Genomic DNA, 24,388 nt, shown 5'->3' with positions numbered 1-24,388 from the left:
TATTTAATAAATAAGCGGAGATGCAATGGAAATTAATTATTATGAAATTTTAGAAATAGAACAAAGTGCTAATAAAGATACGATTAAAAAAGCTTATAGAAAGTTAGCTTTAAAATATCATCCTGATAGAAACCAAGGAGATAAAGAAGCTGAAAATAAATTTAAATTAATCAACGAAGCTTACGAGGTTTTAAGCAATGATGAAAAAAGAGCAATATATGATCGTTATGGAAAAGCAGGACTTGGAGGAAGTTCCTCTGGTTTTGATGGAGGATTTTCTGATTTTGAGGACTTGAGTGATATTTTCTCGAGCTTTTTTGGTGGAGGTTTTGCACGTTCTAATAAAAAAAGAGCAAATAATGAAAAATTCAATTCACAACTAAATATTAATCTTCATTTAAATTTTAAAGAAGCAGTTTTTGGATGTAAAAAAACTATAGATTTTGCTTATAAGAGTTTTTGCAAGAAGTGTGATGGAAGTGGCGCTAAAGATGGTAAAACTCAAACTTGTCCTAAATGTAAAGGAAAGGGTCAAGTTGGAATTCAACAAGGTTTTATTACTTTTGCTCAAACTTGTCCTGATTGTAAAGGAAGCGGGGAAAAGGTAAGTGAACGCTGTCCTGATTGCAAGGGTTTGGGTTATGAAGAGATAAAAGATAAGGTAGAAATTAATATCCCAGAAGGTGTAGATACAGGAATAACTTTAAAAGTTGCAAATAAAGGTAATATTATCAAAAATGGAACAAGAGGCGATTTGTTTGTAAAAATAATAGCAAAAGAAGATGATACCTTTATTCGTGATGGGGAAGATATCTATATAGAATTTCCAGTTTTCTTTACTCAGGCAATTTTAGGAGAAAGTATCAAGGTTCCTACTATAAGAGGGGAAGCTATATTAAAACTTCCAATAGGAGCCAAAGATAAACAAAGATTTATTTTGCAGAATGAAGGTGTAAAAAATATTCATTCTAATGAATTTGGTTCTCAGATTGTTCAAATTGCAATAACTTTTCCAAAAACACTTAACGATGAACAAAGAAAATTGTTAGAACAATTAGGTGAAAGCTTTGGAATAAAAGATGGCATGCATCATGAACAAAAAGGATTTTTTGAGAAAATTACTTCTTGGTTTAAAAGTTAGTTACAAAAAACTATATTGAATCAAGTTCAATATAGTTTTCAAAATCTTCTTCTTTTGGTGGATTTTCTTTATTATCTTGGATAAATAAGTTTATTTTCTTTTCATGAGCATTAACTACTTTTTTAAATTCGTCTAAATCTTTTTTATTTAGTTGAGTTTTAGCAATTTTAATAACAGAGTTTGGATTAATAGCTTTGTTGTTTAAATAAACTCCAAAGTGTAAATGAGGACCTGTACTCATACCCGTAGAACCTACATAAGCAATAACTTGTCCTTGTTTAACCTTTTGTCCTTTTTTAATTTTTGCAAAACGACTAAGATGTGCATATAAGGTCGTATATCCTGATGCGTGTTGTACTTTAACAACATTACCGTAGCCATTTTGTGTTCCAACAAAGATAATTGTTCCATTGCCAGCACTTTTAACTGGAGTTCCTGTAGGTGCTGCATAATCAATTCCTAGATGGGCACGATATCTTTTTAATACAGGATGATATCTTGCTGTGCTAAATTTAGATGAAATTCTTAAATAATTAACAGGTTTATCTAGTAAGAAAGATTCAACTTCTTTGCCATTTTTGTCATAATAATTTTCATTAAAATAAAATATTTCTTGAGAGTTTTTATTGATTTCTATACGAGCCATTTTGATTATAATATCACCAAAAAGCTTTCCCATTCTTCTTTTTTGTTCATAATATAAAATGATTTCATCGCCTTTTTGGATATTGCGAAAATTAATGCTTCCTCTGAAAGCTCTTACCATGGCTCTTGCCAAAGTTGCACTTTTACTTTCTTCATATACATCTTGATAAGCTGATGTTTTTACATTTATACGTAAAATTCTATTTTCTTTGTTATATAATATTGGGGTAAAATTTAGAACATATTGTTTATTGAGATCTTTATAAATATGAATTTGTAAGTCGTCACTAATTGGAATTAAAATTTGTTCTATATTGTTATTATCATCTTTTAAAATTTGATATTTTGTTTTATAAGCAATTTCTGAAGCTAGTTCTTGATCTTCTTTATCTAGGTTGTAATATAAAGACATAGGGATTGAATTTCTTTGTAGGAATTTAAGTAAAGTATCGCCATTTTCCCAAGTTAATTCCTCCATACTTACAGCAGCAAATGCTTGAATGATAGTAAAAAATAAAAATAAAATTTTTTTCATTAAAAACCTTAAAAATTAAACAATAATTATAAATTAAAAGCTATATTTTACTTTATTTTTCTTACAATTACTTAATGAAAAATGATTATAAATATGTTAAAGGAGTATGATTTTGTTAAGAATTGTTATAATGATGTTATTTTTTGCGAACCTTTATGCAGATTTTAATTTAAATCCTGTAAAAACAAATCTTATAAAAGTTGATGGGAACTATGGATATGTTAAAGATAGTTCAGAAATTTCGCTTTACTCATCAGGTATTGTAATGCATAATTTTGCAGATTCTAAAAGTATAGTTGCTAGAGCAAGTGTGATTTCTAAAGAAAATGGTTTAGCTAAATTAGAATTTAAAGTTTTTGATTCTTTAGAACAAAAGGCTCTTCCTTTGCCAAATATTTTGCCAGAGGTAAATGATGAGGTTATTTTAAATTTTCTTTATAATAGAGCTTTAATCATAGCGCCTAATGAAAGTATTTATAATGAGATTGAGCAAAGTTTTCCTCAAATTTATTTTACTCATATAGATATTTTTGGAGCACAATTGATTAGAGACTCTGTAAGCAGTCCTAAAAGATCTGATTTTAGAAAATTTTGTTCTAATAATGCTGTGGGAATTTTAATTTTTGCTCTTGATCAAAAGGCTGTTTTTGTGGATTGTCAAGATTTTAATATTTTAGCTGAAAATTCTATTTCAAAAGCTACAAAAATTCAAACACCTTTTTATTCTAGAGTGGGGAGTTATAAAAATAAATTCTTAGGTTTTTTAACCTCTGATCAAGATATAACAAATTTTTATGGGTATTATAAAGCTTTATTAGGGATTTATAAATAAATCAATGAAGCAAGAATTTAAACAATATTTTAAAGAACTTTTAGGAAATGATAATGCTTGTTTTGATGTTTTGCATCAAAGAGTTTATAGTTATGATGCAACAAAAAAACATTACTTTCCAGATGGAGTGCTTTTTCCAAGAAATGAAAATGATATTGTTCAAATTTTAAGATTTTGCAATGAAAATCATATTATTGTAGTTCCAAGGGGGGCTGGAACTGGTTTTAGCGGGGGAGCTTTAGCGGTTAATGGGGGGATAGTTTTATCTTTTGAAAAACATATGAATAAAATTTTAGAAATTGATCTTGAAAATTTAGTCGCTGTTGTGGAACCTGGAGTTATTAATTTTAATTTACAAGAAGAAGTGCAAAAGTATGGTCTTTTTTATCCACCCGATCCTGCTAGTATGCATTTTTGTTCTTTGGGTGGAAATGTGAGCGAAAATGCAGGTGGAATGAGAGCTGTTAAATATGGAACAACAAAAGATTATGTAATGGCCTTAAGAGCAGTTTTGCCAAATGGTGAAGTTATAAGAGCAGGAAAAAGAACGATCAAAGATGTAGCAGGATATAATTTAGTTGGAACCTTAATTGCGAGTGAGGGAACTTTAGCGGTATTAAGCGAGATTACTTTAAAATTGCTTCCTTTGCCTAAATTTAACAAAACGGCTATTGCACTTTTTGATGATATAAAACAAGCTATTGATTCTGTATGTAAAGCTTTATCAAAAGGTTTAAATCCTGTTTGTATAGAATTTTTAGATCTTTTAACTATAGAAGCATTAAAACAAAAATTTAAACTTAGTTATTTGACTGCTAATACAGCCTTGATCATAGAAATGGATGATAATGAAGAAGAAAATTTGCTTAAAAATATTAATTATATGAGAGATTTCTTTTTGCAGATGGGAGCAAAAGACTTTAAGATAGCAAATAATGAAAAAGAAGCTTCTGATATTTGGTTTGCAAGAAGAAATTGTTCTCAAGCTGTTACTATATATGGAAGTTTAAAGCTTAATGAAGATATAACAGTGCCTAGATCAAAGCTTGCTGAACTTTTAGAAGGAATAAGAAAAATTTCTTTAAAATATAATTTTAAAATTCCTTGTTTTGGTCATATTGGAGATGGTAATGTGCATGTTAATGTTATGCTTGAAAAAAATGATTCATATCAAATTGAACAAGGGTATAAAGCTATAGAAGAAATTTTTAAACTTGCTATTGAATTAGATGGAACATTAAGCGGGGAGCATGGTATAGGAATTTCTAAAGCAGCTTTTATGCAACTTGCTTTTAGTGAGGCTGAAATGAATTTGATGAGAAATATTAAAAAAGCTTTTGATCCAAATAATATACTAAATCCTTTTAAAATGGGAATTTAAAAATGTTCAGTAGAATTTTCAAAATTTTATTTGCACTTAGAGATAAAGAAGTATTAAATTATTCAGCGGCTTTGAGTTTTTATACGATTTTATCTTTAATACCTATTTTGTTTATTTGTTTTTCAGTTTTTACTCGAATTTCTAGTTTTAATACTTATTATGAAAAGGCTAAACAAGTTATTTTTGCTTTTTTAATCCCAGCTCAGCAAGATATAGTTTTTTCTTATTTGGATACTTTTTTAAAAAATAGTGTAAATTTAGGGATATTTGGTTTTGTGGCAATGATTTTTACTTCTTTGGCTTTTTTTTCTGGATATGATTTTGTAATTAATCGTATTACCAAAAATGAACCAAAAGGTCTTTGGCAAAGTATAAGTTCTTATTGGACTTTACTTACTTTAATACCTCTAGGTCTAGGTTTTAGTTTTTATATATCAGGTTATATACAAGGATTTTTAGATAAGTGGAAAATAGGATTTAATTTTTTTGAATTTTTGCCTTTTATTATTATTTGGACTTTGTTTTTTATTGCTTTTTCAAGTTCTTTGCATAATGTAAGAACTAAAATTCTAAGCATAGTTTCCTTTTTGACCTCTATGATTTGGTATGTTATTAAAAATTTATTTGTTTATTATGTGATTTATAGCAAGACCTATCAGAGTGTTTATGGATCTTTTTCTGCTATTTTATTTTTCTTTATCTGGATTTATATTTCTTGGATAATTTATCTTTTTGGGATAAAAATCTGTTATAACCTAAATGAAAATGAAGGGCAAAAAGTTAAGAGAAATACAAAAAAGCGCTAGTATTTTAAAACGCATGCTGAGTAAAGAAAGTAAAATATAAGCTAAAAAAATGAAAAATGGAATTTTAAAATTAATAGCATAAAGTTTAAAATTGAAAAATAAGATTAAATAATCATCTAATAATCCTCCTTCGTTGATAAAATGCAAAAATAAAACCAAAGGATAAAAGATTGCAAAAATAATGCTAATAAAAATGGCCAAAATTTGCTGATAAGAAAGGAGTGGAAAGAAGTATATCACTGGCAAAATCATAGCAAAAAATGTCCATACATTAAGCAATAAAATATTTATAAAAGGTTTGAAATATTTTGAAAAATGATGCAGGTATAAAAAAATATAAAAAACTCCAAGAATAGAAAATAAAAATCCAACACTAAATAAAAGTCTAGGAAATAAAGCTATACAAATACATATACTAAGAAATAAATTTACAAAACTAATAAGTTTGATATTTTTACTAATTAAATAAAATCCCCATAAAAGCATAATCAAAGAGCGTATATAAGAGGGGACAAAACCTATTAAATAAGCATAAATGATTAAAAAAGTAAAAATTACTATACTTAAATCGAATTTTAAATTTCTATAAGGAAAATATTTTTTTTGGAAAAAGCTATAAATAGGACTCAATAAAAAGAATAAAAAAGAAAATATAAGTCCTATATGATAACCACTAATTGCTATTAAATGGGCAATACCATAATAATTAATATCCGTTCTTAGTTCTAAAGATATGGGCAGAGCAAAAAATAAAGCTCCATATAATTCTTTAATTTTTTCGTTTTCATGTTGATTTAAAAAATAATCAATAATTTTAGGATTTTTACTAAATCCTAAACTTTTTATATTATAGCTTGGCGCATAAAAATTTTTTGACAGATAATCTTTAAAATTAAGATTTGTTGTAATTATTCTAAGCTCTATATTTTCATTTTTGCTAAGATTTAAATCTTTAAAACTTGTGGTATAAAATGTAAAATTTTTATTTTTTAATTTTAAAACAAAATAATTTTTGTTTTTTTTATTCTTTTTTTGATAAATTTGAATAATCGTAGCTTGAATTGATGGGTGTTTGTTTTCTTTAAAATTTAAATAATTTTTATATTCTAATAAAATATTAAATATAAAAATACTAATAAAAATAAAAAATACAATAAATAATTCTTTATTTTTTTGTAATAAAGAATTATAAAAAAACATTATTTCTTAGAAAAACTATGAAGATAAAACCAAATTGCTGCAACTAAACAAAGTAAAAATAAAGGTGCTAGATAAGGGTAATTACTAAGATTATTAAAGATAAAGGTGATGCTTTGTCCAAAGAGATAAGCTAAAAATCCAAGCAATAATGCCCAAATAAAACTTGAAATTGTATTGATTATAAGAAATTTCACAAAACTATATTTTGCAATCCCTGCTGCTATAGGAATAAAAGTTTTAATTCCATAGATATACTTTTGTATAAAAAGTAAAAATATCCCGTATTGTTTCACTTTAATTATAGCTAAAGCTAATTTTCGTTTATGTTTTTTAAAATAAGGTAAAATATCTTTTTTGTAATACTTTCCTAAAACAAAAAGCAAAGTAGAGCCAATTGCATTGGCAACGAAGGCAATGCTTATACATAAATACAAATCTAACTTTCCTTGAGAACACAAAACTCCAGCGGCAAGAATTCCTACCATTCCGCCACCTAAAGAATAAAAGAATAAAACAATATAACCATAACGAAGTAAAGTATCAATCATATCTTGCATAAATCTTACCTCGCATATTCAATTGCTCTTAGTTCGCGTATAACATTGACTTTGATTTCGCCAGGATATTGGAGTTTGTCTTTAATTTCATTAGCAATTTCTTTAGCTAAAAGTACAGCTTGATCATCGTTAATTAATTTTGCATTAGCTATAACCCTAATTTCTCTTCCTGCATTGATAGCATAGGCATTTTTAATTCCTTCTTTGTTTTTTGCTATTTCTTCAAGTTCCCTTACTCTTTTTAAAAAGGCCTCTAAAACTTCTCTTCTTGCACCAGGTCTTGCAGCACTTAAAGTATCAGCAGTACAAACTGCAGCCGCTTCTATACTCGTGGCTTCTTCGTGACCATGATGTGCATAAATGGCATTAATTACAACAGGATGCTCTTTGTAGCGTTTACAAAGTTCAGCTCCCAAATCAACATGAGATCCTTCAAAATCATGCGTAAGTGCTTTTCCTATATCGTGTAAAATTCCTGCACGTTTGGCTAGTTTTTCGTCTCCACCACACTCAGCTGCAATAATTCCTGCAAGATGTGCAACTTCTAAAGAATGTGCTAGGGCATTTTGACCATAACTAGCACGATATTTTAACTTGCCAATGAGTTTTATGATTTCAGGGTGAAGTTTATCAAGACCTAAATCCATAGCTATGATTTGTCCTTCTTCTAAAATGGAATTTTCAAATTCTTTACAAACTTTTTCATGAATTTCTTCAATACGAGCTGGTTGAATTCTCCCATCCTCAACCAAAAGCTCTATGACTTTTGTAGCAATGGCACGACGATAAAGATTAAAACAACTAATTATAATAGCACCTGGGGTATCATCTATAATAATATCAACACCTAAAACCATTTCTAAGCTTTTAACATTGCGTCCTTCTTTGCCTATAATGCGCCCTTTAAGTTCATCATTTTTAATATTGACTACATTAATAAGCCTTTCTGCAGCAAATTCTCCAGCAAAACGTGAAGTGGCTTGGGCTATGATGTAATTTGCTTTTCTTTTAGCTTCATTTTTAGCCTCTTCTTCATATTTTCTTACTATATGAGCTATTTCGTTGCGTGATTTTTCTTCAACTTTTTCTAAAATAATTTTTTTAGCTTCATCTTTTGTAAGGCCAGATGAATTTTCTAAAATATTAATCACTTCATCGATTTTATGTTGATATTGGTTTTTTAATCTTATGCTATCATGATGAAGATCTTCTATAATTTTTTGATTTTTATTTAATTCTTCTTCATCTTTTTTTATTTTTTCAGCTTCTAGTTTAATTTGCTGTTCTTTTTTGTGAATTTCTTCAAACTTACATTGTAATTCTTGTTGTAATTTATGAGCTTTATCTTCATATTTTTTTTTGATTTCTAATTCAGCATTTAGTATAGAATTTTTGGCATCTTTTAATATAAGCTCAGCTTCATATTCAATAGCTTTTGCTTTTGCTTTTGCTTGTTCTATAAAAATTTCGTGTTTGGCTTCATTTATTTTTTTAGCAACTAAATATCCTAATCCAAGTCCTATTAAGGTTGTAAAAACTACAATTATTGTTATCATTTATAATTTCTTTCCTATAGTATTTTTTATAAGGATTTATATAAAAATCTCCTTTAATATCATAAAAATCAGTGATATTATTATTATCAAGCATATTAATACTTTGAACAAAAATAGTTAAAGGTTTATATCCTAGATCATAAAAAAATCTATCATAAAAACCTTTTCCATATCCAATTCTTTTTAAATTTTTATCTACAGCTACAACAGGGATAATAGCTAGATCAATTTTTTTTACTTTTAAAAAAGAATTATTTGGTTCAAATACTCCAAAATTTTTCTTTTTTAAAGGTAATCTCAATTTTACTATTTTCAAACTTTTATCTTGCATAAATGGAACAAAAAGTTCACAATTTTTATTTAATAATCTTCTAAATTTAAATAAATTAGGTTCAGATTTTAAGGGAATAAAGAGCAATATTCTTTTTGCTTTATTTTTTTTAATTATTTTTAGACATTCTTTAAAAACTTGAAAATCTTTTTTGAATTTAAATTTTAAATATTCTTTTAAAATTTTTTTTGATTTTTTTCTTAAATTATTTTTTAACATATAATTTACCTAGAGTATTAATTTATGTTATAATTTTATCTTTTATTCTTAACTCAATAAGGAAAAATTTAATGACTTTTAAAAAAATTTTCTTTCTTTTTGTAATTTTTTCTTTATTTTTTACAGCTTGTGATAAAAATTCAAAAGAGAAAGATGAGCAAGGGCTAACACAAAAGAATATATCATCAAACAAAATTGAAAATACAAAAAATTCTTTTGCTTTAACAATGTTAAATGGGAATTCGTTATCAATTAAAACTCAAAATGATAAAATTACTTTTAATAACAATAACAAAATTAGTTTATTTATGTTTTTTACAACTTGGTGTAAACCTTGCATTGCTCAAATTTTAGATCTTAATAGGTTTGAAGAAAAATATAAACAAAATTTACAAATTATAGGTATTTTAATTGAAGAGCAAGATAGGCAAAATATAGAAGCTTTTATGCAAAAAAATAAAATAAAATTTGATGTTGCCATAGGAGATAATAATTATCTTTTTGCTAAAAGTTTAGGAGGTATAAATGGAATGCCGACTTTATTTTTATTTGATAAAAATAATAATCTTATAAGACAATATTTAGGTCTCATTCCTATAGAAATGTTAGAAATTGATATACAAAAGGCTATAGATTAATGTTTGATTTTTTAAAAAAAGGATTAAAAAAGACTCTTGAAAATATTGCTCAAATTAAATCAGGGCATAAGAAAATTACTAAAGATCTTTTAGAAGAAATTTTATTAGAAGCGGATGTAAGTTATGAGATAGTGGAAGAAATCATTTATTATTTACCTCCTTCTAATGAGGTAAGAAAAGAAGATTTAAGACGAGTAATGAAAACATATTTTTTATATGATCAAAAAGAATTATCTCATAGTAAACCATTTGTAGAGCTCATTTTAGGGGTAAATGGAGCAGGCAAAACAACAAGCATTGCAAAATTAGCATATTTATATAAACAACAAAATCAAAAAATTATTTTAGGTGCCTGTGATACATTTAGAGCTGGAGCTATAGAACAGCTTAAGCTTTGGGCTCAAAAATTAGATATAGAAATTGTAGCAAGTTCACAAGGACATGATCCTTCAGCTGTTGCTTTTGATACTATCTCCAAAGCTAAAGCTAAAGATTTTGATCGAGTGATTATTGATACAGCCGGAAGACTTCAAAATCAAAAAAATTTAGCATTAGAGCTTGAAAAGATTATACGTATTTGCGATAAAGCATTTAGCGGAGCTCCTCATAGAAAAATTTTAGTTTTAGATGGAACTCAGGGTAATGCTGGTATTTTACAAGCAAAAGCATTTAATGAATTTGTAAAACTTGATGGAGTCATTATAACAAAACTTGATGGCACAGCTAAAGGTGGAGGATTGTTTAGTATAGCAAGAGAGCTTGAGCTTCCTATATTGTATATTGGTGTAGGAGAGAGTATGCAAGACTTATATGAATTTGACATTGATAAATATCTTGATACGCTTTTAGATCCTATTTATAATTAAAGTCTTTTAAATGTATAGCGCAGAGCAAAAAGATCTTTTTTTTCAAAATGTATCTTCTTTAAAAAATACTTCTCTTTATAAAAAATTAACTACCACTATTTCGAATAATTTTAAAATTTTGCCAAATGGGGGGGGGGGGGATTTATTTTCTTTAAATTTAATCAATATTCACAATAAATTAAGTATTTATCAAGATGCAAAAAAGGAATTAGAGGAAAAATTAAAACTTTTTCAAACACAATATTTGTTTTATCCTGTTCTTTATTTTTATGGTTTTGGAAATGGTATTTTATATAAAATTTTACTTAAAAACACTCATTTAAAGCATCTTATTGTATTTGAGGATGATATTTCTTTGCTTTATGAAATTTTTCATTTAATTGATTTTAGAGAAGAGTTAAGAAATAATAAATTAATTATTTTACAAAGTGATGTTCTATCAAAGGATCTGGAAAATATCTTTACTACTCCGCCTTTTTTTAATTTTTTAAGGGTCTATTTTTTGCATTTGCATAGTGTTTATTATGAAATTTTTCAAGATAAGATTATCAAACTTAATAACAAAATTTCTCAGATTATTAAAACGACAATACTTTATCAAGGCAATGATATAGAAGATGCTTTGCAAGGTTTTACTCAATTTATCTTTAATAGTCCTAAAATGATTTTAAATCCTTCGCTTGATTCTTTATATCAAACACGCAAGAAAAAATCAAAAACAGCCATTATCGTCTCTACTGGCCCTTCTTTAGATAAGCAACTTCTTGTTCTAAAAAAATATCAAAATAAAGCTACGATATTTTGTGCTGATAGTGCTTATTCAATTCTTGCAAAATATGACATTAAACCTGATTACGTTTTAATGTCTGAAAGAACAGAAAAAACGGCAGATCTTTTTAAAAATTCTTATAAAAATATCGATGAAGGAATTATTTTTGTGCTATTAGCTTTAGCTCATCCAAAAGCTATAAAATATCTTGAAGATTCTAAAAGAAATTACATCTTGATTCCTTATCCTTCTTTATTTGTTAAAAAATGCATGCTTGAAGATTTTGGCAATTTTCCTTCAGGTTCTACAGTTGCCTTAAATGCCTTAAAGCTTGCTTATACTTTAGAACATAAAAGTATCATTTTTATAGGTCAAGATTTAGCTTATTCTCAAGATGGAACTTCTCATTCTAAGGATTATATGTATGGGTCAAATTATGAAAGCAGTATAAAACAAGAAAGTGTTTTAGCTTATGGAGGAAAAGGAGAAGTTAAGACCCATTGTATGTGGAATGCCTTTAGGCTTTCTATAGAAAATTTTATATATAAAAATACCAAAAATTGTAAATTTTATAATGCCACAGAAGGTGGAGCAAGCATAGAAGGAGCTATAGAAAAACCTTTTTTAGAATGTTGTCTTAATTTATTAAATGATAATGATAAAAAATTTACACAGCCTAAAATTTTAGATACAGATAAACAAAATGAACTTTTATTAAATATAGATGAAAATCTTTATGAACTTTATATCGATTGTGATAAGTTTCTAAAAGAATTAAATGAATGCTTAAAAGATACCGAAGAAGACAGTAAAAAAATATTTGATAAAAATATTATTAATAAAGTAGTTATTCAAGAAATTATTAAAAAATTAGATTCTCTTAAACTGAGAATAGACTATTATAGTAAATCAGTACTTTACGAATTTATACGATCTTTTTTAATGCAATTTGAATTTAATTTAGCAAGGATTTATGTGTTAAATCCTAAAAACGAACAAGAGTGGCTTGATAAAAATTTAACATGGATTAAAGATCATATTTTTTTAATGCAAGTTTTAATTGCCAATATTAAACTTGTAAAACAAGGGATAAGAGAAAATATTGCTCCTTTAAAACAAATTCTTTTATCAAGAAATTTAAAAAGTCTTTTTTAACTTCAAAAATATTATAATATTTAAAAATTTTTTAGGTTAAAAATGGCTAAAAGTAAAATTTTATTTGAATGTCAATCTTGTGGAAATCAACAAAGAAAATGGCTTGGAAAGTGCCCAGAATGCGGTTCTTGGGATAGTTTTATAGAACTTAAAGCTGAACAAATTAAGATTTTAAAAGAGCTAGAGCATGCAAATTCTAAAGCAAGTGAAGCTATATGTATTGATGAAGTAGAAATAGAAAAATTCAGTAGAATTAGCACTCAAGATGATGAGCTTGATCTTGTTTTAGGCGGAGGTTTGGTTGAGGGGTCTTTAGTTTTAATTGGTGGAAGTCCTGGGGTTGGAAAATCTACTCTTTTACTTAAAATTGCTTCTAATTTGGCAAATAGTGGCAAAAAAGTACTTTATGTAAGCGCAGAAGAAAGTAAAACACAAATTAAACTACGTGCCAATAGACTTGAGGCCAATGGGTCAAATTTATTTTTACTTACAGAATTGTGTTTGGAAAATATCATAGAAGAATTGCATAAAAAAGATTATTCTGTTTTGGTTATAGATTCTATTCAAACTTTGTATTCTGACAAGGTTTCTTCAGCAGCAGGGAGTATTACTCAAGTAAGAGAGATTACTTTTGAATTAATGCGTTTAAGTAAAGCTTATAATATAAGCATTTTTATTATAGGCCATATTACAAAAGATGGAGCAATTGCCGGTCCTAGAGTGCTTGAACATATGGTTGATGTGGTGCTTTATTTTGAAGGTGATGCTACAAAAGAAATAAGATTATTAAGAGGTTTTAAAAATCGCTTTGGCAATATTAGCGAAGTGGGAATTTTTGAAATGGGTCCTAAGGGTTTAATTAGTGCCAAAAATTTGGCCAATCGTTTTTTTACTAGAGGTAGGGCCACTTCAGGAAGTGCTTTAGGTGTAGTAATGGAGGGAAGCAGAGCATTGGTTTTAGAAATTCAAGCTCTTGTTTGCGAGAGTGCTTATCCAAAAAGAAGTGCAACAGGTTATGAAAGAAATCGTTTAGATATGCTTTTAGCTTTATTAGAAAGAAAACTAGAAATACCACTAGGGCATTATGATGTCTTTGTTAATGTAAGCGGTGGTGTAAAGATTGGCGAAACAGCTGCGGATTTAGCTGTGGTTGCTGCCATTATTTCAAGCTTTAAAAATCGTCCTTTAAGTAAAGATAGTGTTTTTATAGGAGAGCTTAGCTTAAATGGAGAAATTAGAGATGTGTTTCATCTTGATATTAGATTAAAAGAAGCTAAAATGCAAAAGTTTAAAAATGCTATTATCCCTTCTAAACCTTTAGAGGATATAGGCTTAAGATATTTTGTTGCTAGAGAACTTTCTCAAGTTTTAGAATGGATGTAATTTCATTAAAATATAAGTAAGATTTAGATATAATAATCCTTTTAAAATATTGTTTGAGGAAAATATGAAAGATTTATTTTTATTTAGCTCTTTTTTTGATTCAAGTCATACTTTTGCTTATTTTTTTCATTTAGGTATAGTAATTGTTATTGCTATGATTATTACTAAATTAGCAACTTCTTCTATGCAACTTGTTCCAAGAGGAATGCAGAATTTAATTGAGGCTTATCTAGAAGGTGTTTTAACTATGGGTAAAGACACTTTAGGAAATGAAAAGGCTGCAAGAAAATATCTTCCTTTGGTTGCTACTTTAGGTGTGATTATTTTTTTAAGCAATATTATAGGAATAATTCCTGGTTTTGAAGCGCCAACAGCAAGTTTAAATTTAACTCTTTCTTTGGCCTTGATTGTTTTTGTATATTATCACTTTGAAGGCATAAAGACTCAAGGCTTTATAAAATATTTTTCTCATTTTATGGGGCCTATAAAAATTTTAGCTCCTTTGATGTTTCCTATAGAAATTATTTCACATCTTTCTCGTGTAATTTCTTTATCATTTCGTTTATTTGGTAATGTAAAGGGTGATGATTTATTTTTAGCGGTTATTTTAGCTTTAGTTCCTTATATTGCCCCTCTTCCAGCTTATGTGCTTTTAACTTTTATGGCATTTTTGCAGACTTTTATTTTTATGATTTTAACTTATGTTTATTTAGCAGGAGCTACTGTAATCGAGGAAGGTCATTGATTTATCTCTTTGATTTTTTAAAAGGTGTTTCTTTAGGTTTTATCTTTTTTGGAACACTTTTTTTATTTTCAAACAATTATTTTATTTGGAATTTCATTCTATTTGGAATTTTATTGTATCTTATATTTACTCTTTTAATAAAAAATTATGAATTAAAACAAAAAATTAAAAATAGTCAAATTTGATTTTGTATACTGTTCTTTAAAGTCTTTTTGAAATAAAAGATGATACAATCGAATACAAAATTTTTAAGGAAAATAAATGTTTGAAGTAGTTATAGGACTTGAAGTTCATGCTCAATTAAATACTAAGACTAAAATTTTTTGCTCTTGTGCCACTTCTTTTGGGGAAAAACCAAATATTAATGTTTGCCCAACTTGTTTAGCTTTGCCCGGTGCTTTGCCTACTTTAAATGAGGAAGCGGTGAAAAAAGCTATTTCTTTTGGAAAAGCTGTTAATGCTACGATTAATAAAAAAAGTGTTTTTAATAGAAAAAATTATTTTTATCCTGATCTCCCTAAGGGATACCAAATTTCTCAATTTGATATTCCTATAGTTGAAAATGGAGAAATTTTTATTAATATTAATGGGAAAAATAAACGCATAGGTATTACTAGAGCGCATTTAGAAGAGGATGCTGGAAAAAACATTCATGAGAGCTCTTTTTCCAAAATAGATTTAAATCGTGCTGGAACGCCCCTTTTAGAAATTGTAAGCGAACCAGAGTTAAGAAGTAGTGACGAAGCTGTAGCTTATCTTAAAAAACTTCATTCTATTATAAGATTTTTGGATATTTCTGATGCCAATATGCAAGAGGGAAGTTTTCGTTGCGATGCTAATGTAAGCATACGTCCAAAAGGAGATACTAAACTTTATACTAGAGTTGAAATTAAAAATCTTAATTCTTTTCGTTTCATACAAAAAGCTATAGAGTATGAGATTAAGCGTCAAAGTATAGCTTGGGAAGATGGAGTATATGAAAAAGAAGTAGTACAAGAAACAAGGTTGTTTGATACAACAAATTTGATAACAAAGAGCATGAGAAATAAAGAAGTGGCTGCTGAATATCGTTATTTTCCAGATCCTGATTTATTGCCGGTTGTATTAACAGATGAATTTTTAAATGTTAAAATTCCAGAATTACCTGATGAAAAAAAGATACGCTATATCAATGAATTTGGGATTAAAGAAAGTGATGCTGAAATTTTGATTTCTTCTTTAGAGTTAAGTCGCTTTTTTGAAGAGCTTCTTTCTTATAAATTAAATCCAAAGCTTTGTGTAACTTGGTTAAATACTGAACTTATGGGTCTTTTAAGGGGCGATTGCACTATAGAAAATTCTCCAGTAAATGCAAAAAAACTTGGTGAGCTTATTGCAAAAATTGAAGAAGGTGTTATTAGTGCAAAAGCGGCTAAAGAAGTTTTATCTTTCATTTTTGAAAATCCTAAAATGCAAATTGATGAGAGCATAGAAAAACTAGGACTTAAACAAGTTAGTGATGATGGAGTTATTGAAAAAGTAATTGATCAAATTTTAAATGCCAATGAAGATAAGGTTCAAGAATATAAAAATGGAAAAGATAAATTATTTGGTTTTTTTGTTGGACAGGTTATGAAAGAAGGTAAAGGTGCTTTTAATCCGGCAAAAGTCAATGAAATTCTAAAATCAAAGCTTGGATAATGAGTATTGCTGTAATTGGTGCAGGTAAATGGGGGAGTGCTTTATATCATGCTTTAAGCATAAATAATAAATGTTATATAACTTCTTTAACTTTTAGAAATATACCAAATTTTGTATCCATTAAAGAAGCTTTAAAATGCAAATATCTTATTTTTGCTCTTAGCGCACAAGGAATTTCTTCTTGGCTTAAAGATAATTTTATCAATGAAGGGCAAAAAATTTTAATTGCGTCTAAGGGTATAGAAAGTTCTACTTGTAAATTTTTAGATGATATTTTCTTAGAATTTGTTAGTAAAGATCAACTTTGTGTTTTAAGTGGTCCTTCTTTTGCTACAGAAGTTATGCAAAAACTTCCTTGTGCTTTGATGATTAATGGTTATAATGAAATAATCTGCAAAGAATTTGCTCAGTTTTTTCCAAATTTTATAAAAACTTATATTGATAATGATGTTAAGGGTGCTGAAATTTGTGGTGCTTATAAAAATGTTTTAGCTATTGCAAGCGGAATTTGTGATGGTTTAAAGCTTGGCAATAATGCCAGAGCCTCTTTAATTGCAAGAGGGCTTATTGAAATGCATCGTTTTGGAAAATTTTTTGAAGCCAAAGAAGAAACATTTTTAGGACTTAGTGGAGCAGGAGATTTATTTTTAACTGCTTCAAGTAGTCTTTCAAGAAATTATCGTGTAGGATTTATGCTGGCGCAAAATAAAAGTTTAAAAGACATTCAAATTGAACTCAAAGAAGTGGCAGAAGGTATAGCTACATCGTATGCTATTAAAAAAATAGCTCAAAAAAAGGAGATTTATACTCCTATAGTAAATGAACTTGTAAATATTTTAGAGGGTAATAAATTAAACGAGTCTGTGCAAAACTTACTTAAACAAAACAATTTTTAATAAGGAAAAATCATGATCATTAAAAATGCTAAGATTTATGGGGAAGTTCTTAAGGACATTAGGATTGAGAAAGGTAAAATAGTAGAAATTGAAGATAATATTAAAAATGATGATCAGATTATAGATGCGCAAAATCTAACACTTTTGCCTTCTTTTGTTGATCTTTGTATCACTTTAAAAGATAATGTGTTTTCTTTAAAACATTTAGATGCGTTAGAAAAGCAATGTTTAAAAAATGGAATTTGTGCTATTGTGTTACGCGATAGTACAAATTTCGATGAACAAGGATTTGAGCTATATTTTCAAAATTTATCCCAAAGAAAAATACATATTTTTCCTAGTGTTAAAGTATTAGATTCTCAAAATAAATTAAGAAATCTTGCTATGTTTATAGATAAAGGGGCTTGTGCTTTAGAGCTTAATAGCGCGATGGATGCAAATATTTTAAAAATAAGTATACAATACGCTTTAATGAAAAATTTACCGATATTTATGCAGTGTTATGAAAAAAATTATGATAATGGGGTAATGAATGAAGGTTTAGTTAATTTTGAGCTAGGATTAAGCGGTATTAGCGAGATATCTGAAATAAGTGAAGTAGCTAAAGTGAAAGAGCTTGAAAAATTTTATCAAGTTAAAGTTCTTTATGATACTTTAAGTCTTGAAAAATCTTTATCCTTGTTAAGTAAGGATAGTTTAACACTTCTTAGCATTCATCATTTAATCAAAGATGATACAAGCTGTAGAGATTTTAATACCTTAGCTAAACTTATACCTCCTTTGCGTTCAAGTGAAAATTTGATTTCTTTAAAAAAGGCTTTAAAGGAGCAAAAAATTAGTTTTTTAAGTTCTATTCATAGTCCTTATACAAAGCATTTAAAAGATACAACTTTTGATGAAGCTGTTTTTGGGATAGATAGTATAGAAGAATTTGTTAGTCTTTGTTATACCTTTTTTATTAAAAATGATTTGTTATCGTGGAAGGAACTTTGCAAATTAACAAGTTTACATCCTGCAGAATTTTTAGGTTTAAATACTGGAGAAATTGCAGTTGGAAAGGAAGCTAATTTTATTCTTTTTGATGAAAATGCTTCTTTTGAAATTCCTTCTAACTCTTTGTATGCACAAGATAAATTATATGGAAAAATAAAGTATCATTTTATCAAAGGGGAGATGGCTTTTTAATCTTCCCCTTTTAGCATTTTGAAATTCTGCATTAAATCGATTCTTAATTGATCATTAAGCATTTGAGAATCTTTTAAAAAATCTTCAATAATTTGCTCTAATTTTTTTAAAAAATTAAAAAGTTCATTCTGCCATAACTCGTCGTTTTTTTTGCTTAAATTCATAGTCTGTATAAAGGTAAGTTCTCTGCTTAAATCCCCAAGATGTTCTAAAAAGTTATCTTTTTTATCCATATCTAAAAGTTCTAATTCATTATTTTGCACTTTATATTTTAGCTCTCTAATCTTTTCATCAATATAATCACAAAATTTGGGATAAATATCAGTTTTAATAGGTTCTAATAAGGTTTTTTCATCAATTTTTAAAGTATATTTTTTAACAGCAAAATAAAGCATTAAAAAAGATAAGGCGGCAATAAGCAAATAAAAGGCCATTTTATTTTTCCTTATAGTATGCCATCATACCACCTTCAAGATTTGTGCTAGAAAGCCCAAGTTCATCTTGAACAATCTGAGCCGCTATTTGACTTCTGTTCCCACTGCGACAAACAAAAGCTAAAGGTTTACCGTTAAGTTTTTCTTTAACTTCTTGTGAAAAATTTGGGTTAATAAATCCTTGATTATCATAAAGATAGACAAGTTCGGCATTTTCTAGAACTCCTTCTTCCCATTCTAAAGGAGTTCTGACATCAAAAATTTGATATTCATTTAATTTGGCTTTTGTGATAGCTATATTTGTAATCAAGATAAAGCCTTTATAATAATTTTATTAAGGGCTTTATTGAATTCATCAGGTTTATTTACTCCCATTCCTTCGCTTAATTTTGCCATATTTAAGATCAAAGTAGCAATATCTGGAGTAAAGGTTTCATTATCTTTTAATTTATCAAATATTTGATGTTTTGGATTTAATTCTAAAATAGGTTTAATATTTTGTTCTTGTCCCATTTGTTTAAGAATTTGTTGCATAGCAAAATCAGGTTTATTTTTATCATAAACTATACAACTTGGACTATCGCTAAGTCTTGAAGTAAGACGCACATCATCTACTTCTTCTTTTAGAAGTTCTTTAAATTTGGCAAGTAAAGAAGCAAAATTTTGTTTATCTTCATCACTAATTTCTTCTTTATTTTCTACTTGATTAATTGCTATAAATTTAAGACCCTCATACTCATCAAGCATCGGCATAACTAAGGAGTCGATTTCATCATCCATTAATAAAACTTCAATATCTTTTTTTCTATATTCTTCTAATAATGGAGAATTTTTAAGTAAGCTTTCGTTATTTCCTGTAATATAATAAATTTCTTTTTGTTCTGCTTTAATATTTTCTTTATATTCATCAAGGGTTCTTAAATTTTCGCTTTTGGTGCTTTTATACATCATAAGTTTTAATAAATTTTGTTTATTATCGCCAAAACCATATAAGCCTTCTTTTAAAACTTTTCCAAAAGTCTTGAAAAAATTTATATATTTTTCCTTATCTTTTTCTTTTAGTTTGGATAATTCGCTAAGAATTTTTTTAACACTAGCTTCTTTAACTGCTTTTAAAATTTGGTTTTCTTGTAGAATTTCACGGCTTACATTTAAAGGAAGATCCTCAACATCAATAATACCTCTTATAAATCTTAAATAAGTCGGCAAAAGTTCTTTGTCGTTATCGCTGATAAATACTCTCTTTACATAAAGCTTTAAGCCACTTTGATAATCAACACGAAAAAGATCAAAAGGTGCATTTTTTGGAATAAAAAATAAAGAATTATATTCAAATTTTCCTTCACTTTTTGTATGAAGATAAAGCAAAGGCTTTTCATTGTCGTGGAAATTTTGTTCATAAAATTTTTCATAATCTTCTTGTTTTAAGGAAGCCTTTGATAGTCTCCATAAAGCATTAGCTTTATTAATTTGAGAAATTTTTAGTTCTGTTTTTCCTTCATTTTCGCCTTCTTTAGCAGGAATATATTCTTCTTTTTCCATAAAGATTGGAAATTGAATATGATTAGAATATTTTTCAATTATACTTTCAATTTTATATGAATTTAAAAATTCATCATCTTTTAAATAAAGCGTTATGATGGTGCCTTGTTCTTGTTTGTTTGCTTCTTCTATTTCATAGCCTTTTGCATCAGAAATCCAAAGATAAGCTTTATCATCTAAGGCTTTTTTACTTAAAACTTCGATTTTTTCTGCCACCATAAAAGCTGAGTAGAATCCAACACCAAATTGTCCAATGAGCTGAGAATCTTTTTTTGCATCTCCGCTTAAATTTTCTAAAAAGCTTTTTGTTCCACTTTTTGCTATGGTTCCTAAATGATTGATTAAATCATCTTTATTCATACCAATACCATTGTCACTAATACTCAAAGTTTTTTTATCTTTATCAAGTTTGATTTCTATTTTTGGTTTAAATTGAAGGTTTTTATATGCATCATCACTAACACTTAAAAAATTTAGTTTATCAAGAGCATCACTTGCATTTGAAATCAACTCTCTTAAAAAAATTTCTTTATTAGAGTATAAAGAATGTATCATAAGTTGTAAAAGCTGATTAACTTCAGTTTGAAATTGCATATCTTTTCTCCTTAATTAATTTTTAAGGGTTATTTTAGCAAAAAAATCAAAATTAAGAGTAAATTTTAAATTTTGAAAAATTTTAAAAATCTGATTGATTTAATTTAAAATAAGGATATTTGTTTTATTATTTTTTAATCTTTATTTACTTAATTTACTATTTTAAATAATTTTGCATTCTAATAAATTTAAATATTATTTAAAAACTAAAAGACCAATCCATACAGCTAGTAGGCAAAAGCTTATACTAAAAAATAAATTAAGCACAAAATAAAAATAAGATCCATTTTGTAAAAGTAATAAACTTTGATATGAGAAACTAGAAAAAGTGGTAAAAGCACCTAAAAATCCAACGTTAATAAAATGATTTAAAAAGGGTGAAAAATGCTTATTTTGCAAGTAAGAATACAAAACTCCCAAAAAAAATGATCCTAAAATATTGACAAAAAGTGTTCCAAGATTGATAGAATGAGGCAAAAATTTATTTATCAAATCTACAAAAACCATTCTAAAAACAGCACCTAAAAATCCACCAAATCCTACAATTAAAATTGTATTTAACATATTTTTCTTTCTTTATCAAGAAGTTCTTGCATTTTCTTGCGTGTATTTTCAAGCCATTTTTCATCACTTGTATCAACTAAATCCATACAAATGATTTTGAGTATTCCGCTTTTTGCACTAAAGCTTTTAGTATCTAAAATTTTGGCCGAATCTACTAGTAAAATAGGTTGAACTTTAAGATTTAATTTATCACTTAAAATTTTAGCTCCACTTTGAAATTTAAGTAATTTTTGAGTTCTTGATCTTGTGCCCTCAGGAAAGATCGCTAACACTCTATCTTCGCTTAATCTCTGCTCTGCTTCTTTTAGTATTTTTATTAAATCTCTTGGATTTTTTCTATCTATACAAAGAAATTTAGGCTTTTTCATTGCAATTTTAAATATAGGAATTTGAGCCAGTTCTTTTTTTGCAATCCAAGCTAAATTTTTAGGATAAAGTTCCTCTAAAGCAATAATATCTAAAGTGCTTTGATGATTCATAAGTATCATAGAGGCTTGTTGGTTAAATGTGCCTTTTAATTCGATTTTATAAGGAATAATATATTTTTGAGTTTTTGCCCAAAATTTACGGATTTTCCAAAGTTTTTTTTGAGATGAAATAAAACAAAAACAGAGTAAAACCAAACTAACGCTAAAGATAAAAAAAATCCAAAAATATAAAGCTCTAATTTTTTGTAAGATCTTCATTTTTTACCCATCCTATTTTTCCATCTTTAAATAAAACTTTGACATAGGGTTTTCTTTCTCCTAAAATTTCAACTTTTTCATTAGTGTTAGCAGTATAAAAATATGTTGATAACTCAGTAGGTAAAATTTTAGCCTTAGCCTTGGCTTTTAAAATTCCTGTTTGAGTTGAAGTGTCTACTAAAAATCCAGAAATAAAACAAATTAAAGCAATGGTTAAAATAATATAATTCTTTTTAAAAATAAAAAAGATTGCCAATAAAAGAGTAATAAGCCAAAGCCCATATTGTTTATAAGTATTAAAATCTTTATTAGTGGGATTTAAATCACTTTGTGTACTAATACTATCTTCGCTAATTTTTATTTTTAAATTATAGTTTTGTAGCTTTTTTTCATCTTTGTTAAAATAAGAAAAAGAAAAAATATTTTTACTTGCAGGAAATACTGCGTAATAATATCCATTAGAAGAGTTAAAGTCTCCTCTTAAATTTTCAACACCTTGTTTTTCTATCCCTTTTAAATAAAAACTTTTAAGATTGGCATTGGTAGCATTTATTTCCATGATCATAATAACATTTTGATTGTCAAAATGATTGGTTTTGACTTTTTTAATTTCAAGTGAACTGGCAACTAGATGAGAAAAGTTATTGCTACTTGGTGTATTTTCAAATTTTATAGGATTTAGGGCAATATTGGCTTTTTGAAAAAAGACATCATTGCGACTTAGTTTAACAATAATTTGTTCTAAATTTGCATTAGAAGTTTTTGCTTCAAACCATAGCGTTGTTTCATAAATATTGTCTTTTTTTATCCATTTTGCATCAGGATTTAAAAATAAAAGATCATTATTTTTTATAAGTTCAATATGAAAATCAAAATTAGTATTTTCTGTAGTTTTGGCATAAACTGTTATAGGGAAAACTTCTCCAACAAAAATTTTATTTGCATAATTACTAGTTATTAAAACAAGCGAACTTTGCGGAATAAAAGGATCTTCGATATTTTTTTGATAGTCTTCACTTTCATCACTAGGGGCGATATTTTCATAAATTTTTTGTTCTTCTTTTGGAAGATTTTTAAATCCTATTTGTAAGTTATTATTTATATTATCTTGTGCTAGGAGTTTTATGACTATAAAAGAAACGAAAAAAAAATATTTTAAGAAGAAAGTCAAATTATAAATCCTTTTAGCATTTTAAGCCCTATATCACTTCCTAGTATATTTTCACAAAATCTTTCAGGATGAGGCATAAGACCAAAAATTTTTTTATTTTCATCACATATTCCTGCTATATCATATAATGATCCATTGGGATTATCTATATATTTTAAAAGAATTAAATCTTTATCTTCAAGCTCTTTTAAATCTTTATCAGAGGCAAAGTAATTCCCTTCTCCATGTGCAATAGGTAAAGTGATAATTTCATCTTTGTTAAAATGACTTAATAAGGCATTTTGGTTTGAAGCGACTTTTAGTTTTTGATTTTTTGAAATAAAATTAAGACTATTATTTGCTTTTAAAGCTCCTTTTAAAAGTTTTAACTCTAAAAGAATTTGAAAACCATTGCAAATTCCTAAGATATAACCACCTTTTTTTGCGTGTTCTAATATGGCTGGTATAATGGGAGCAAATTTTGCAATTGCGCCACATCTTAGATAATCTCCATAAGAAAAGCCGCCAGGTAGTACGACTAAATCTGCATCAAGCTCTTTTTCTTCGTGCCAAATGATTTGCGTTTTTGAAGCTAGTTTTTTAAAAGCATATTGAGTATCTAGGTCACAGTTAGTACCAGGAAATCTTATAATAGCTACTTTCATATAACAATCTCATAATTTTCTATAACATCGTTAACTAAAAGTTCTTCGCACATTTTTTTTACAGTTTCATTTGCTTTTATTTTATCGCTTTCATTGAGTTCAAGAATAATTTGTTTTGCTGTTTTTACATCGTCTATATTATTAAAATTTAAAGAATGTAAAGCTTTTTGTATCGCTTTTCCTTGAGGATCTAAAACACCTTCTTTTAAAAAAATATTTACAATAACTTTCAT

Annotated in this window: 25 protein-coding genes; 12 read left to right on the top strand and 13 right to left on the bottom strand. The window is 27.3% G+C overall.

The window, feature by feature from the left end; all coding sequences use genetic code 11:
- Window positions 1-25: 25 nt before the first annotated feature.
- The gene (dnaJ, locus tag CNZW441b_RS05970) at window positions 26-1,141 is read left to right on the top strand and encodes a molecular chaperone DnaJ (protein WP_131166207.1); all 1,116 of its coding nucleotides are present in this window, start codon (window positions 26-28) and stop codon (window positions 1,139-1,141) included.
- A 10-nt stretch (window positions 1,142-1,151) separates the two neighbouring features.
- Here the strand turns inward: dnaJ and pgp5 are convergent, their stop codons facing one another.
- Complete coding sequence (gene pgp5 / locus CNZW441b_RS05965; RefSeq protein WP_131186755.1) at window positions 1,152-2,321, bottom strand: peptidoglycan metallopeptidase Pgp5; 1,170 nt, start codon at window positions 2,319-2,321, stop codon at window positions 1,152-1,154.
- 106 nt (window positions 2,322-2,427) lie between these two features.
- Here pgp5 and CNZW441b_RS05960 point away from each other — a divergent pair, with 106 nt between their 5' ends.
- The 3 genes from CNZW441b_RS05960 to CNZW441b_RS05950 are packed head-to-tail and all read left to right on the top strand — an operon-like array spanning window position 2,428 to window position 5,340.
- On the top strand, window positions 2,428-3,153 hold the full coding sequence (locus tag CNZW441b_RS05960; RefSeq protein ID WP_424944999.1) for a plasminogen-binding N-terminal domain-containing protein: 726 nt from the start codon (window positions 2,428-2,430) through the stop codon (window positions 3,151-3,153).
- A 4-nt stretch (window positions 3,154-3,157) separates the two neighbouring features.
- Window positions 3,158-4,534 carry an FAD-linked oxidase C-terminal domain-containing protein gene (locus tag CNZW441b_RS05955; protein WP_131163474.1) on the top strand — a complete coding sequence of 459 codons (1,377 nt, stop codon included), beginning with the start codon at window positions 3,158-3,160 and terminating at the stop codon, window positions 4,532-4,534.
- A 2-nt stretch (window positions 4,535-4,536) separates the two neighbouring features.
- Window positions 4,537-5,340 carry a YhjD/YihY/BrkB family envelope integrity protein gene (locus CNZW441b_RS05950; protein WP_131163475.1) on the top strand — a complete coding sequence of 268 codons (804 nt, stop codon included), beginning with the start codon at window positions 4,537-4,539 and terminating at the stop codon, window positions 5,338-5,340.
- Here CNZW441b_RS05950 and CNZW441b_RS05945 read toward each other — a convergent pair.
- The 4 genes from CNZW441b_RS05945 to CNZW441b_RS05930 are packed head-to-tail and all read right to left on the bottom strand — an operon-like array spanning window position 5,290 to window position 9,203.
- The gene (locus tag CNZW441b_RS05945) at window positions 5,290-6,540 is read right to left on the bottom strand and encodes a ComEC/Rec2 family competence protein (protein WP_216681304.1); all 1,251 of its coding nucleotides are present in this window, start codon (window positions 6,538-6,540) and stop codon (window positions 5,290-5,292) included. The genes CNZW441b_RS05950 and CNZW441b_RS05945 overlap by 51 nt on opposite strands.
- Window positions 6,540-7,097, bottom strand: coding sequence for a DedA family protein (locus CNZW441b_RS05940; RefSeq protein WP_131163477.1), 558 nt, complete (start codon window positions 7,095-7,097; stop codon window positions 6,540-6,542). Before CNZW441b_RS05940 ends, CNZW441b_RS05945 begins: the two co-directional genes overlap by 1 nt.
- Window positions 7,098-7,102: 5 nt before the next feature.
- Window positions 7,103-8,653: a ribonuclease Y gene (gene rny, locus CNZW441b_RS05935; RefSeq protein WP_131163478.1), complete on the bottom strand. Its 1,551-nt coding sequence runs from the start codon at window positions 8,651-8,653 to the stop codon at window positions 7,103-7,105.
- Window positions 8,589-9,203, bottom strand: coding sequence for a 5-formyltetrahydrofolate cyclo-ligase (locus tag CNZW441b_RS05930; protein ID WP_131163479.1), 615 nt, complete (start codon window positions 9,201-9,203; stop codon window positions 8,589-8,591). The genes rny and CNZW441b_RS05930 overlap by 65 nt, the downstream gene beginning before the upstream one ends.
- A 71-nt stretch (window positions 9,204-9,274) precedes the next feature.
- On the opposite strand from CNZW441b_RS05930, the gene CNZW441b_RS05925 reads away from it, so the two are divergent.
- The 8 genes from CNZW441b_RS05925 (at window position 9,275) to CNZW441b_RS05890 (ending at window position 18,520) form a co-directional block, all read left to right on the top strand.
- Entirely contained in the window at window positions 9,275-9,841 is a 567-nt protein-coding gene (locus tag CNZW441b_RS05925; protein ID WP_131163480.1) for a TlpA family protein disulfide reductase, read from the top strand.
- The gene (gene ftsY, locus CNZW441b_RS05920) at window positions 9,841-10,707 is read left to right on the top strand and encodes a signal recognition particle-docking protein FtsY (protein ID WP_131166202.1); all 867 of its coding nucleotides are present in this window, start codon (window positions 9,841-9,843) and stop codon (window positions 10,705-10,707) included. Before CNZW441b_RS05925 ends, ftsY begins: the two co-directional genes overlap by 1 nt.
- A 10-nt stretch (window positions 10,708-10,717) precedes the next feature.
- Window positions 10,718-12,631: a motility associated factor glycosyltransferase family protein gene (locus CNZW441b_RS05915; protein ID WP_216681303.1), complete on the top strand. Its 1,914-nt coding sequence runs from the start codon at window positions 10,718-10,720 to the stop codon at window positions 12,629-12,631.
- 42 nt (window positions 12,632-12,673) lie between these two features.
- Complete coding sequence (radA, locus tag CNZW441b_RS05910; protein WP_216681302.1) at window positions 12,674-14,014, top strand: DNA repair protein RadA; 1,341 nt, start codon at window positions 12,674-12,676, stop codon at window positions 14,012-14,014.
- A 64-nt stretch (window positions 14,015-14,078) separates the two neighbouring features.
- Complete coding sequence (locus tag CNZW441b_RS05905; protein WP_131163484.1) at window positions 14,079-14,759, top strand: F0F1 ATP synthase subunit A; 681 nt, start codon at window positions 14,079-14,081, stop codon at window positions 14,757-14,759.
- Window positions 14,760-15,020: 261 nt separating this feature from the next.
- On the top strand, window positions 15,021-16,439 hold the full coding sequence (gatB, locus tag CNZW441b_RS05900; protein ID WP_131186761.1) for an Asp-tRNA(Asn)/Glu-tRNA(Gln) amidotransferase subunit GatB: 1,419 nt from the start codon (window positions 15,021-15,023) through the stop codon (window positions 16,437-16,439).
- A complete protein-coding gene (locus CNZW441b_RS05895) occupies window positions 16,439-17,335 on the top strand; it encodes an NAD(P)H-dependent glycerol-3-phosphate dehydrogenase (RefSeq protein WP_131186762.1) in 897 nt (298 codons plus the stop codon). The genes gatB and CNZW441b_RS05895 overlap by 1 nt, the downstream gene beginning before the upstream one ends.
- A 12-nt stretch (window positions 17,336-17,347) precedes the next feature.
- The gene (locus tag CNZW441b_RS05890) at window positions 17,348-18,520 is read left to right on the top strand and encodes an amidohydrolase family protein (RefSeq protein WP_131163487.1); all 1,173 of its coding nucleotides are present in this window, start codon (window positions 17,348-17,350) and stop codon (window positions 18,518-18,520) included.
- Here CNZW441b_RS05890 and CNZW441b_RS05885 read toward each other — a convergent pair.
- The 8 genes from CNZW441b_RS05885 to purS form a co-directional block, all read right to left on the bottom strand.
- On the bottom strand, window positions 18,517-18,954 hold the full coding sequence (locus CNZW441b_RS05885; RefSeq protein ID WP_131163488.1) for a hypothetical protein: 438 nt from the start codon (window positions 18,952-18,954) through the stop codon (window positions 18,517-18,519). The genes CNZW441b_RS05890 and CNZW441b_RS05885 overlap by 4 nt on opposite strands.
- A gap of 1 nt (window position 18,955) precedes the next feature.
- Window positions 18,956-19,264 (bottom strand): rhodanese-like domain-containing protein, encoded by a 309-nt coding sequence (locus tag CNZW441b_RS05880; RefSeq protein WP_131163489.1) that lies wholly within the window; start codon window positions 19,262-19,264, stop codon window positions 18,956-18,958.
- Window positions 19,261-21,090: a molecular chaperone HtpG gene (gene htpG / locus CNZW441b_RS05875; protein WP_131163490.1), complete on the bottom strand. Its 1,830-nt coding sequence runs from the start codon at window positions 21,088-21,090 to the stop codon at window positions 19,261-19,263. Before htpG ends, CNZW441b_RS05880 begins: the two co-directional genes overlap by 4 nt.
- A 195-nt stretch (window positions 21,091-21,285) precedes the next feature.
- Window positions 21,286-21,654, bottom strand: coding sequence for a fluoride efflux transporter CrcB (gene crcB / locus CNZW441b_RS05870; protein ID WP_131163491.1), 369 nt, complete (start codon window positions 21,652-21,654; stop codon window positions 21,286-21,288).
- Window positions 21,648-22,340, bottom strand: a complete 693-nt coding sequence (locus CNZW441b_RS05865) for a lysophospholipid acyltransferase family protein (RefSeq protein WP_131163492.1) — start codon at window positions 22,338-22,340, stop codon at window positions 21,648-21,650. The genes crcB and CNZW441b_RS05865 overlap by 7 nt, the downstream gene beginning before the upstream one ends.
- Window positions 22,318-23,511, bottom strand: a complete 1,194-nt coding sequence (locus CNZW441b_RS05860; protein ID WP_424944985.1) for an SH3 domain-containing protein — start codon at window positions 23,509-23,511, stop codon at window positions 22,318-22,320. The genes CNZW441b_RS05865 and CNZW441b_RS05860 overlap by 23 nt, the downstream gene beginning before the upstream one ends.
- Window positions 23,508-24,155 carry a phosphoribosylformylglycinamidine synthase subunit PurQ gene (gene purQ, locus CNZW441b_RS05855; RefSeq protein WP_131163493.1) on the bottom strand — a complete coding sequence of 216 codons (648 nt, stop codon included), beginning with the start codon at window positions 24,153-24,155 and terminating at the stop codon, window positions 23,508-23,510. The genes CNZW441b_RS05860 and purQ overlap by 4 nt, the downstream gene beginning before the upstream one ends.
- Entirely contained in the window at window positions 24,152-24,388 is a 237-nt protein-coding gene (gene purS / locus CNZW441b_RS05850) for a phosphoribosylformylglycinamidine synthase subunit PurS (RefSeq protein WP_131186764.1), read from the bottom strand. Before purS ends, purQ begins: the two co-directional genes overlap by 4 nt.

Source organism: Campylobacter novaezeelandiae, assembly GCF_018968685.1.
Lineage (GTDB): Bacteria > Campylobacterota > Campylobacteria > Campylobacterales > Campylobacteraceae > Campylobacter_D > Campylobacter_D novaezeelandiae.
The sequence above is the reverse complement of the archived record's forward strand: the minus strand, read 5'-3'. Positions and strand labels throughout refer to the sequence as shown.